Source organism: Pseudomonas sp. 24 E 13 (assembly GCF_900004715.1).
Classification (GTDB): Bacteria; Pseudomonadota; Gammaproteobacteria; order Pseudomonadales; family Pseudomonadaceae; genus Aquipseudomonas; species Aquipseudomonas orientalis_A.
On record NZ_CVTO01000093.1, the window covers coordinates 1 to 10,561 of the forward strand.

Annotated in this window: 10 protein-coding genes, 1 pseudogene and 1 riboswitch; of the genes and pseudogenes, 4 read left to right on the plus strand and 7 right to left on the minus strand. The window is 61.2% G+C overall.

Going from position 1 to position 10,561, the window contains the following annotated elements; genetic code table 11:
- Together BFP90_RS06075 and cobO are read right to left on the minus strand one after the other, a co-directional pair.
- A pseudogene (locus BFP90_RS06075) lies at positions 1-373 on the minus strand (cobyrinate a,c-diamide synthase); the annotation flags it as partial.
- Positions 370-981, minus strand: a complete 612-nt coding sequence (cobO, locus tag BFP90_RS06080) for a cob(I)yrinic acid a,c-diamide adenosyltransferase (protein ID WP_065896249.1) — start codon at positions 979-981, stop codon at positions 370-372. The gene cobO and the pseudogene BFP90_RS06075, both read right to left, overlap by 4 nt.
- A gap of 77 nt (positions 982-1,058) precedes the next feature.
- Positions 1,059-1,317: riboswitch (cobalamin riboswitch) on the minus strand.
- Positions 1,318-1,416: 99 nt separating this feature from the next.
- Here cobO and BFP90_RS06085 point away from each other — a divergent pair.
- A complete protein-coding gene (locus BFP90_RS06085; protein ID WP_065896250.1) occupies positions 1,417-2,730 on the plus strand; it encodes a PQQ-dependent sugar dehydrogenase in 1,314 nt (437 codons plus the stop codon).
- Between the two features lie 145 nt (positions 2,731-2,875).
- On the opposite strand, the gene BFP90_RS06090 is transcribed toward BFP90_RS06085, so the two are convergent.
- The 5 genes from BFP90_RS06090 to BFP90_RS06110 all read right to left on the minus strand — a co-directional run bounded on the left by BFP90_RS06090 (position 2,876) and on the right by BFP90_RS06110 (position 7,494).
- Positions 2,876-3,415: a C40 family peptidase gene (locus BFP90_RS06090; RefSeq protein WP_065892596.1), complete on the minus strand. Its 540-nt coding sequence runs from the start codon at positions 3,413-3,415 to the stop codon at positions 2,876-2,878.
- Between the two features lie 144 nt (positions 3,416-3,559).
- Positions 3,560-4,189, minus strand: coding sequence for a C40 family peptidase (locus tag BFP90_RS06095; protein ID WP_065892597.1), 630 nt, complete (start codon positions 4,187-4,189; stop codon positions 3,560-3,562).
- Positions 4,190-4,401: 212 nt separating this feature from the next.
- Positions 4,402-5,106, minus strand: coding sequence for a DnaA regulatory inactivator Hda (gene hda, locus BFP90_RS06100; RefSeq protein ID WP_065884498.1), 705 nt, complete (start codon positions 5,104-5,106; stop codon positions 4,402-4,404).
- 205 nt (positions 5,107-5,311) lie between these two features.
- Positions 5,312-6,385 (minus strand): AI-2E family transporter, encoded by a 1,074-nt coding sequence (locus BFP90_RS06105; RefSeq protein ID WP_065884497.1) that lies wholly within the window; start codon positions 6,383-6,385, stop codon positions 5,312-5,314.
- A gap of 68 nt (positions 6,386-6,453) precedes the next feature.
- Positions 6,454-7,494 (minus strand): DUF2066 domain-containing protein, encoded by a 1,041-nt coding sequence (locus BFP90_RS06110; protein WP_065892598.1) that lies wholly within the window; start codon positions 7,492-7,494, stop codon positions 6,454-6,456.
- A 341-nt stretch (positions 7,495-7,835) separates the two neighbouring features.
- Between BFP90_RS06110 and purM the strand changes: the two genes are divergently transcribed.
- Genes purM through BFP90_RS06125 form a run of 3 tightly spaced genes read left to right on the plus strand, consistent with a single transcriptional unit; the run spans position 7,836 to position 10,278 of the window.
- Positions 7,836-8,894 carry a phosphoribosylformylglycinamidine cyclo-ligase gene (gene purM / locus BFP90_RS06115; protein WP_014719398.1) on the plus strand — a complete coding sequence of 353 codons (1,059 nt, stop codon included), beginning with the start codon at positions 7,836-7,838 and terminating at the stop codon, positions 8,892-8,894.
- A gap of 11 nt (positions 8,895-8,905) precedes the next feature.
- Positions 8,906-9,556 carry a phosphoribosylglycinamide formyltransferase gene (purN, locus tag BFP90_RS06120; RefSeq protein WP_065896272.1) on the plus strand — a complete coding sequence of 217 codons (651 nt, stop codon included), beginning with the start codon at positions 8,906-8,908 and terminating at the stop codon, positions 9,554-9,556.
- Between the two features lie 8 nt (positions 9,557-9,564).
- Entirely contained in the window at positions 9,565-10,278 is a 714-nt protein-coding gene (locus tag BFP90_RS06125; RefSeq protein ID WP_065884494.1) for a DUF3108 domain-containing protein, read from the plus strand.
- Positions 10,279-10,561: the final 283 nt, after the last annotated feature.

Sequence of the window (10,561 nt, forward strand, 5' to 3'; positions counted from 1 at the left end):
CCATGGCCGTGCCGTCGATCACGCCCAGCACCGGCACGCCGAAATGCCGCGCCAGGTCGGCGCTGGAAGGGGTGCCGTCGAACAGGCCCATCACGCCCTCGATCAGGATCAGGTCGGCCTCCCCCGCCGCTTCCCACAACAGGCGACGACTTTCCTGCTCGCCGACCATCCACATGTCCAATTGATAGACCGGCGCGCCGCTGGCGCGTTCGTGAATCATCGGGTCAAGGAAGTCCGGTCCGCATTTGAATACGCGCACCTTGCGCCCCAGGTTGCGGTGCAGACGCGCCAACGCGGCGGTGACGGTGGTTTTGCCCTGGCCGGACGCCGGTGCGGCGATCAATACGGCCGGGCAATGACGGGGCTGATTCAAAGTTCGACGCCTTTCTGGGCCTTGATACCGGCCTGGAACGCGTGCTTGAGCATGCCCATGTCGGTGACGGTATCGGCCATTTCGATCAGTTCAGGCTTGGCGCCCCGGCCGGTCACCACCACGTGCTGCATCGGTGGACGGGCCTGCAGGTCGCTAAGCACTTGGTCCAGGTCAAGGTAGCCATGCTTGAGCGCGATGTTCAACTCGTCCAGCACCACCAGGCCGATGGAGGGGTCAGTCAGCATCGCCCTGGACACCGCCCAGGCCGCTTCGGCGGCGGCGATATCGCGCTGGCGATCCTGGGTTTCCCAGGTAAAACCTTCGCCCATCACATGGAAGCGCACTTGCTCGGGGAAACGGCGGAAGAACATCTCCTCGCCGGTACTGTTGCGGCCCTTGATGAACTGCACCACGCCGCACTGCATGCCATGGCCCATGGCCCGGGCCAGCATGCCGAAGGCCGAGCTGCTCTTGCCCTTGCCGTTGCCGGTCAGCACCAGCAGCAACCCGCACTCATTGGGCGAATTGGCGATGCGTTCATCGATCACGGCTTTTTTACGCAGCATGCGCGCCAGGTGGCGTTCGTCGCGGTCGGGGGTATCGGTCATGGCAGCTCTCCGTTGGGGCTGGACAAAAACGGCGGGCAGGAAAAAAGAAAACAGACAGCCAAGCATCGCCCACCGTGATGCTGTTGGATGCTTCAGGCCGGTCTCCGGGCTCATGAGTGGCGCTCAGTCTGTGTAAAAAGACCGTGCAGGCCGACGGCGCGCCTTCCCATATCGCCTGCGATACAGTGGCCAACAGCGCCGTCTTGACTCATTTACCGTTGCGGGGGCAGCGCCGGAATTGCGGCAGCACTGTGTACAAGTGCGCTCACTCACCGGCTTCCCTGTTTCACTCCGTCGACGCGCACGCCACAGAGCACCTGGAACAAGCCGCGAAGGTTAGTGGGTTGGGGGTGGAGCGTCAATTAAAGCTGGTCCTGTACTTGAACCATCAAGGTGATGTGCTTCTCTACCCTTACAGGTATTCAGGAGAACACCATGCATAAAACCAGACTCGCCTTACTGATCATGCTGGCCGGCACCCTCGCCGCCTGCGGAGAAAGCTCTACGCTGCAGGTGACCGATGGCACCGGGCCCTCGCCCAAGCTGCCGGAACCGAACAAGACGCTGATCCCCACCGTGAACATCGCGCCGGCTGTCGGCTGGCCCGACGGCGCCAGGCCCACCGCCGCTGCCGGCACGCAGGTGACTGCATTCGCCGAGGGCCTGGAGCATCCGCGCTGGCTCTATGTGTTGCCCAACGGCGACATACTGGTGGCCGAGACCAACGCACCGCCCAAGCCGGATGACAGCAAAGGGGTGCGCGGCTGGGTCATGGAAAAAGTCATGGGCCGCGCCGGCGCAGGCGTGCCGAGCCCGAACCGCATCACCCTGCTGCGCGACGCCGACCACGACGGCGTCGCCGAAACGCGCACGGTGTTCCTGGAAAACCTCAACTCGCCGTTCGGCATGGCCCTGGTCGGCAACGACCTGTACGTGGCCGACTCGGACAAGTTGCTGCGCTTCCCCTATCAGCCTGGCGAAACCGCGATCAAGGCGGCCGGCACCAAGGTCGTCGACTTGCCGGGTGGCAGCCTCAACCATCACTGGACCAAAAACGTGGTGGCCAGCCAGGATGGCAGCAAGCTGTATGTGAGCGTCGGCTCCAACAGCAACGTCGGCGAGAACGGCCTGGAAGCCGAAGAAGGCCGGGCGGCGATCTGGGAAGTGGACCGCGCCACGGGCCAGCATCGTATTTTCGCCTCCGGCCTGCGCAACCCCAACGGCATGGCCTGGGAACCCCAGAGCGGCAAGCTGTGGACGGCGGTGAACGAACGCGATGAGATCGGCAGTGACCTGGTGCCGGACTACATCACCTCGGTCAAGGACGGCGCCTTCTACGGCTGGCCTTTCAGCTACTACGGCCAACATGTGGATGTGCGCGTCACCCCGCAAAACCCGCAACTGGTGGCCAAAGCCATTGCGCCGGACTATGCGGTCGGCCCGCATACCGCGTCGCTGGGACTGACCTTCGCCACCGGCAACAAACTTCCTGCGCAGTTCAGCAACGGTGCGTTCATCGGCCAGCACGGCTCGTGGAATCGCAAGCCGCACAGTGGCTACAAGGTGATCTTCGTGCCGTTCGAGGGTGGGCAGCCTAAGGGCAAACCGGTGGATGTGCTGACCGGGTTCCTTGATAAAGATGAGAACGCCATGGGTCGGCCGGTGGGCGTGGTGATCGATCAGCAAGGGGATTTGCTGGTGGCGGATGATGTGGGGAACAAGGTGTGGCGGGTGTCTGCTGCCAAATAAATATTTCCGAGACAGATACAAAACCAATGTGGGAGGGGGCTTGCCCCCGATGGCGGTGGGTCAGCTGAAAATTTATCAACTGACCCTCCCTCATCGGGGGCAAGCCCCCTCCCACATTTGAATCGGGTCTATGTCTAACTCAGGCTCAGGGATTGCGTGCCAAGTTGGCCGGCAGCACGCGCTTGGCGCTCAAGTAGGCATTCTGCCAATACGCCTTGGACAAGGTATCAAGCTTCACTGTACCGCCGGTCTGCGGCGCGTGCACAAAACGGCCCTCGCCCACATAGATCCCGGCGTGGCTCACCCGCGAGCCCCCACCGGTGGCAAAGAACAGCAGGTCACCGGTTTGCAGGTTTTGCTCGCTGACGTCCTGGGCGCGCATCACGATCAGTTCGCGGGTGGTACGCGGCAGGGAAATCCCGGCCGCATCGCGATAGACGAAGCCAATCAGGCCGCTGCAATCAAACCCCGAGTCCGGTGTATTGCCGCCCCAACGATAGGGCGTGCCCACCAGGCCCAGCGCGCGGAAGAGCACATCTTCGGCGGCAGGCGAGAAATTCTGGGTGGAATAGTTGAACACCGGCTTGGGCTTGACCGCGACGGGCGCGGGCGGCGGTGGACGGTTCGCGCAGGCGCTGAGGAGCGCGGCGCAAACAAGCAGAATGAGGCGGGCCGAGGTCGACATGTGCAGAACAATCCTGGACTGGATGCGGCTTTCGCTGCCGAACGTTGAAAACCAGAACGCGCAAGCAGGGCTCGCGCGAACGGATTACAACAATGTCCAGGGATTCTAGCGCTTACGTGTCAAACTTCAAGTATCACTTTAACTTTACTTACTGGCGGTCACCGTAGACGGGGCCATGGCGAGTGCGCGCTTGGCTTCGATGAAGGTTTTGCTCCAGTAGCTGTCGCCCAGGCTATCGACCCGCACCCCACCGCTACGACGGCTGCTGGAGTGGATAAACTGGTTATCGCCCAGGTAGATACCGGCGTGACTGACACGACCGCGACCGGCTGTACTGAAGAAAAGCAGATCACCGGGCTTGAGGTTGTTGCGCGCGACCAACGGTGCTTTCACGTTGATCATTTCGCGGGTGGAGCGCGGCAGATTCATGCCGGCTTCTTCACGAAACAGGTAGCCGATAAAACCGCTGCAGTCGAAACCGGCCTCGGAGGTGCCGCCGAAACGGTAACGGGTACCGATCAGGGACATGCCGCGTTCGAGAATGCTGTCGGCCAGAACGGGAAGCTGGTAAGGCTTGCTGCCGGAGAAGTCGACAAGTTCTTTTTCGGTTGCCAGCTCTTCTTCATAAACAGAAGCAGACTGTGCAACAACGAATTTAGCCTGATTTTGAACCTGTGGTTTTTGCTGTTCTACCACCTGCTGAGGGTGGGAGGCGCAACCAAACAACAGGGTAACGAGTGCGAGAGGCACGAGGGGTGCGAAGCGATTTAGCATGGGCACGACCGTGGCTGATGTGTAAAGAAGCCGAGACTATGCCCACTATCACATCGATTTGCAAATTCAATCGAGTTCTTTGTGACTTCTTGCTTGGACCACGCCATCTAAGCCTTGATCCCTGACACCTGACCTTTGCGTAGCCAAACTGGCTCAAACGCAGGTTTTCTGGCGCCTGGAATTTGCCGAAAGCCTGTAAACACAAGGGCTGGCTACCAGCCGAGGGTTTCCTTGAGGAACGGAATGGTGAGCTTGCGCTGGGCCTGCAACGAGGCCTGATCGAGCTGTTCGAGCAAATCGAACAAGGCGCTCATGCTGCGCGTGCCACGGGTAAGGATGAAATGCCCGACCTCGTCGGTCAGGTGCAGGCCGCGACGCGAAGCGCGCAGTTGCAGGGCGCGCAATTTGTCTTCGTCGGACAGGGGGCGCATCTGGAAGATCAACGCCAGCGTCAGGCGCGACTTGAGGTCGGCCAGCTTCACCGGCAGTTCACGCGGCGAGGTGGACGCGGCAATCAACAGGCGCCGGCCGCTGTCGCGCAGGCGGTTGAACAGATGAAACAGCGCTTCCTCCCAATCCGCCTTGCCGGCAATGGCCTGCAAGTCGTCCAGGCACACCAGTTCATATTGTTCGAGGTTGTCGAAGATCCCCACACCATGGTCCATCAGCTCGGCCAAAGGCAGGTAGACCGCCGGTTCGCCCATCTGCTCGAAACGCAGGCACGCGGCCTGCAGCAAGTGGGTACGCCCTACGCCATGCTTGCCCCACAGATAGATCAGGCTTTCAGTCCACCCGGCGTCGGCTTCGCAGAGGCGCTCGACATAGCCGAGTGCAGCGGCATTGGCGCCTGGGTAGTAATTGATAAAGGTAGCGTCGTCACGCAGACGCACACCTAGGGGCAGCTGAATCGGTTTCATGCTGACTGAACGGCTCCCATCGAACCGTGAGTGGCCTCTGTGTAAAGTTTGCAAAGTTTATACGCGTGGCGCCGGGCGCACAATGCAGCAGACCATAAGCAAAATCAAAGGTTTGCGTTAACCTGCTGGTTTTACGCGAATTGTTTGACGCCCCCGCCCCCATAAACAACAAACCCGGCGATACGCCGGGTTTGTGATACCTCGATTACAGATCGGGGTCTTCAACCCCTGTGTACACGTCCGAATCCTTGTACAGGTCGTGAACATGCCGCACCAGCACCATGATCACCGCCGCCACCGGCAGCGCCAGCAGGATGCCGGTAAAGCCGAACAGCTCACCGCCCGCAAGGATCGCAAAGATCACCGCCACCGGATGCAGACCGATGCGATCGCCTACCAGCAGCGGCGTCAATACCATGCCTTCCAGCGCCTGACCGACCATGAATACCGCGACGATCCCGAGCATCGGGTACAGGTCGCCGCCAAACTGGAACAGCCCCGCCACCAGCGCCGCGCCGATACCGATGACGAACCCCATGTACGGCACGATCGCGGCCAGGCCGGCGATCAGGCCGATCAACAGACCCAGCTCAAGGCCGATCGCCATCAAGCCGGCGGCGTAGATGATGCCCAGCGCCAGCATCACCAGCAGTTGCCCGCGGACGAACGCGCCCAGGACTTCATGGCACTCGCCGGCAAGGGACACGATACGTTCCTCGCGGTCGCGCGGCAGCAGGCTGCGGATCTTGGCCATCATGATGTCCCAGTCACGCAGCAGATAGAACGCCACCACCGGGATCAGCACCAGGTTGGTCAGCCAGCCGATCAGCGCCAGGCTGGAAGCGGTTGCCTGACTGAGCACCATACTGACGATATCGGTGGTCTTGTCCATGTGCTCACTGATTGCCGCCTTGACCTTGTCGAACTTCCAGAACCCGTCCGACAGCCCCAGCTTGGCCTGGGCCCACGGCATGGCCGTGTGCTGCAACCAGTCGAGCATCTGCGGCGCCAGCTCATAAAGTCGATACAGCTGCTTGGCCAGCATCGGCACCAGCACCAGTACCAGCGCGGTGATGATCAGGGTAAACAAGGCAAACACCGCGATCACACCCCAGGTTCGCGACAGGCCGGCTTTCTCCAGGCGATCCACCACCGGATCGAACAGATAGGCGAGCAACAACGCCACCAGAAATGGCGTCAGGATCGAATGCAGCAAGAACACAAAAACGCACAGCAGGACAATCCCGCCAAGCCACACCCAACGACGCGTATCCGCCATAAACCACTTCCTCTGTTATTGGCTTCCCTCTTCTATATAGAAGGAAGACCGCTTACCCACTTATTCATTTACCAATGAAAACGTAACTGCGCCTGAGGCTCAGGCGCGGCGGCCGGTTGTGCGCCGTCGACCGGCGGTTGCTGGACCGGAGCTTCACCGGCCGGCACTTCCTGCAATTTGGCCAGGCTCAACTGGGTGCGCAACTGGTCGGCGCTGCCATTGACGCGATACACAATACGATCGCCCTCCACCCGCTGCGGCTGACCACCAAAGGGCTCAAGCAACCGACCCAGCGCGGCATAGCGCTCCAGGTTCATGCCTTGCACCTCAAGCAACTGCTCGGAGCTGACCCCCGGCTTGACGGCAAAGCGCGGTGCCAGCGTCTGGCTGACGGCGAGCAATACGGCGTCGGCGACGGCGGCGGTGTCAGCCCCCTGGACGCTGCCCTGCTCGGTCTTGTCGCCCAGCCACAGGCGCCATTTGGCCTGCCACTGGCTGCCCTCCTGGCGTGCATGAACGGCCAGCAACGCATCGGCGCCATAACGTTCGGAGGCGGCGCGCAGCGGCGTGGCGTCTGCGCTTTCCAAGTTCGGCGCGGTGGCGACGACCTGTTCGTCCAGGTCACCCAGCGGCAGGCGCAGCGGCAAGCCACGGTGCTGGGCCGCCCGGCGCAGCGTCTGCGCCACCGCCTGGCCGTCGCCGACCAGGCTGCTGCCGTCAGTCGAGTCGTTCAGCCACCAACCGAGGATCGAAGGTCGATTGCTGCCCCAGATCGCCAACCCGGCGTCACGCAAGGCGCGATCGGTGCTGACCGGGTCGAAATCCACTTGCAGGCTTTCCGGCGGGCCGGCGTCGTAGCCGTATTGGCTGATGATTTGCTGCGGGTCCTTGCGGATCGCCGCCAGGCCCGGGCCTTCGACGGCCTTGGCATCGCCGGTCAGGCGGATGACCAGGGTCTGCACGGCGCGCTGGGTGGCCTGGTCGCGCTCTTGGGGCGACTGGCTGCTGACCGGTTCGAGGACTTGATAGAGGCCATTGAGGGTTTCGGCATGACTCGCCAGGCTGACCAATGACAAGCAGCCTACAAAAAAGAATTTACACAGACGCATGGAAGATTCCCGAACGACAAATTTAGCGGCTGGAACAGACCGCGTGATCTCGGTTTGGCAAAGCTGTGACACAGCGACCGGTAAAACATTCACGGGTCTCGGCAAGTTTTCATACTGTCATAACGATAGCGGGTTCAAGGCTATACCTTAATACGCTGCATTACCGCGCCGATTCCGGATTTTTTAAGCTCATATGCCCTGCCCGTCGGCCCGAGGATGGCCGCTGCCCCTCAAGCCTGATAAAATCGCGCGCCTTCGCAGACCGTCAACGGCTGGGCCTTTTACCAAAAGTGCCTGCCGGCTCGGTCGTTACCCCTGAATCCCCCCTAAAGGCCTGGATCATGAGCAAGCAACCCTCCCTGAGCTACAAGGACGCCGGTGTAGACATCGACGCCGGTGAAGCATTGGTCGAACGCATCAAGAGCGTCGCCAAGCGCACTGCGCGCCCCGAAGTCATGGGCGGCCTGGGCGGTTTTGGCGCCCTCTGCGAAATCCCGGCCGGCTACAAGCAGCCTGTACTGGTCTCCGGCACCGACGGCGTGGGTACCAAGCTGCGCCTTGCCCTGAACCTGAACAAGCACGACAGCATCGGCATCGACCTGGTTGCCATGTGCGTCAACGACCTGGTGGTATGCGGCGCCGAGCCGCTGTTCTTCCTCGACTACTACGCCACCGGCAAGCTCAATGTCGAGACCGCGACCCAGGTGGTCACCGGCATCGGCGCCGGCTGCGAACTGTCGGGTTGCTCCCTGGTGGGCGGCGAAACCGCTGAAATGCCAGGCATGTACGAAGGCGAAGACTACGACCTGGCAGGCTTCTGCGTCGGCGTGGTGGAAAAAGCCGAGATCATCGACGGCTCCAAAGTGGCTGCCGGGGACGCGTTGCTTGCCCTGCCATCCTCCGGCCCGCACTCCAACGGCTACTCGCTGATCCGCAAGATCATCGAAGTGTCCGGCGCCGACATCGAGAACATCCAGCTCGACGGCAAGCCACTGACCGACCTGCTGATGGCCCCGACGCGCATTTACGTCAAGCCACTGCTCAAGCTGATCAAGGACACCGGCGCCGTCAAGGCCATGGCCCACATCACCGGCGGCGGCTTGCTGGACAACATCCCACGCGTACTGCCAAAAGGCGCCCAGGCGATTGTCGACGTGGCCAGCTGGCAGCGCCCTGCAGTCTTCGACTGGCTGCAAGAGAAAGGCAACGTCAACGAAACCGAGATGCACCGCGTGCTCAACTGCGGCGTGGGCATGGTCATCTGCGTGGCCCAGGAACACGTTGAAACCGCGCTGAACGTATTGCGTGAAGCCGGCGAACAACCTTGGGTCATCGGCCAGATCGCCACGGCTGCCGAAGGCGCAGCCCAGGTTGAACTGAAGAACCTCAAGGCCCATTGATGCAAGCGCGGATGCCCACGACAGGTGATGTCGTGGTGCTGCTTTCCGGTACCGGCAGTAACTTGCAGGCGCTGATCGACAGCACACTGACCGGCGACAGTCCGGTGCGCATCGCTGCGGTGATTTCCAACCGCAGCGACGCCTATGGCCTGCAACGTGCCAGGGACGCGGGTATCCAGACCCGCTCGCTGGATCACAAGGCGTTCGAAGGTCGCGAGGCCTTCGACCAGGCCTTGATCGAACTGATCGACGCCTTCGAGCCCAAGCTGGTGGTGCTCGCCGGCTTCATGCGCATTCTCAGCGCCGATTTCGTGCGCCATTACGAAGGGCGCCTGCTCAATATCCACCCGTCCCTGCTGCCCAAGTACAAAGGCATGCACACCCATCAGCGCGCCCTCGATGCCGGTGACAGCGAGCATGGCTGCACCGTGCACTTTGTCACCGAGGAACTCGATGGCGGGCCTCTGGTCGTACAGGCAGTGGTTCCGGTAGAGTCAGGCGACTCGGCGCAGACGCTTGCGCAACGGGTTCACACCCAGGAACACAGGATTTACCCGCTGGCCGTTCGCTGGTTTGTCGAGGGTCGGTTGATTCTTGGTGAACAGGGAGCATTATTGGACGGTCAGTTACTCGCGGCCAGCGGCCACTTGATTCGAACCTAGGAGATTTTATGCGTCGCGCCCTGCTTTTCGCTTTTGCGCTGTTCGCTCTGCCTGCTGTGCAAGCGGCAGACCTTCACCCCTTCTCCGTCAGCTACACCGCCGACTGGAAGCAACTGCCCATGAGTGGTTCGGCTGAACGCAGCCTGACCAAAAACGGCGACGGCACGTGGACCTTGAACTTCAAGGCCTCGATGATGATTGCCAGCCTGACCGAAACCAGCGTGATCGTGTTCGACAAGGACACCCTGCAACCCAAGAGCTACAGCTTCGAGCGCGGCGGCCTGGGCAAAGCGAAGAAGATCAACCTGGATTTCGACCAGGCAACCAAGAAAATCACCGGTTTTGAAAACAAGGACCCGGTTAACGTCACCCTCGAAAGCGGCATGCTCGACAAGTCCACCTATCAACTCGCGCTTCAGCGCGATGTGGCGGCCGGCAAGAAAAGCATGAGCTACCGAGTGGCCGAAGGCACTGACGTCGATACCTACGATTTCCGCGTCATTGGCCCGGAAAAGGTCCAGACCAAGGTGGGCGCCATCGACGCGATCAAGGTTGAACGCGTGCGTGACCCTTCCCAGAGCAAGCGCATCACGCAGATGTGGTTTGCCAAGGACCAGGGCGGCATTCTGGTTGCCTTGCGTCAGGTTGAAACGGATGGCAAGGAATACAACATCATGTTGCAGGATGGCACTGTTGACGGTAAGGCTGTCAAAGGTAGCTGATTGGCCTGATGAGTTGAAAAGAGCCTCGCTGAATGCGGGGCTTTTTTTCGCCTGGGTATTTGCTGTGAAGCTTCTGGCCCCATTGGGGCATAGGTATCTACACAGCTTTGATATGACACCGACATGTGGCGAGCGAGCTAGCTCCCGATGGTGGCCTCTGGGCCGACCAGGATGTTGGTGTCGATCCCGGTCCAATGTGGGAGGGGGCTTGCCCCCGATAGCGGCCTCTGGGCCGACCAGGATGTTGGTGTCGATCCCGGTCCAAATGTGGGAGGGGGCTTGC

Excerpts from the sequence above, each read along its gene's own strand:
- cobO (WP_065896249.1), bottom strand. The coding sequence starts at position 981 with ATGACCGATACCCCCGACCGCGACGAACGCCACCTGGCGCGCATGCTG.
- BFP90_RS06085 (WP_065896250.1), top strand. The coding sequence starts at position 1,417 with ATGCATAAAACCAGACTCGCCTTACTGATCATGCTGGCCGGCACCCTC.
- BFP90_RS06090 (WP_065892596.1), bottom strand. The coding sequence starts at position 3,415 with ATGTCGACCTCGGCCCGCCTCATTCTGCTTGTTTGCGCCGCGCTCCTC.
- BFP90_RS06095 (WP_065892597.1), bottom strand. The coding sequence starts at position 4,189 with ATGCTAAATCGCTTCGCACCCCTCGTGCCTCTCGCACTCGTTACCCTG.
- hda (WP_065884498.1), bottom strand. The coding sequence starts at position 5,106 with ATGAAACCGATTCAGCTGCCCCTAGGTGTGCGTCTGCGTGACGACGCT.
- BFP90_RS06105 (WP_065884497.1), bottom strand. The coding sequence starts at position 6,385 with ATGGCGGATACGCGTCGTTGGGTGTGGCTTGGCGGGATTGTCCTGCTG.
- BFP90_RS06110 (WP_065892598.1), bottom strand. The coding sequence starts at position 7,494 with ATGCGTCTGTGTAAATTCTTTTTTGTAGGCTGCTTGTCATTGGTCAGC.
- purM (WP_014719398.1), top strand. The coding sequence starts at position 7,836 with ATGAGCAAGCAACCCTCCCTGAGCTACAAGGACGCCGGTGTAGACATC.
- purN (WP_065896272.1), top strand. The coding sequence starts at position 8,906 with ATGCCCACGACAGGTGATGTCGTGGTGCTGCTTTCCGGTACCGGCAGT.
- BFP90_RS06125 (WP_065884494.1), top strand. The coding sequence starts at position 9,565 with ATGCGTCGCGCCCTGCTTTTCGCTTTTGCGCTGTTCGCTCTGCCTGCT.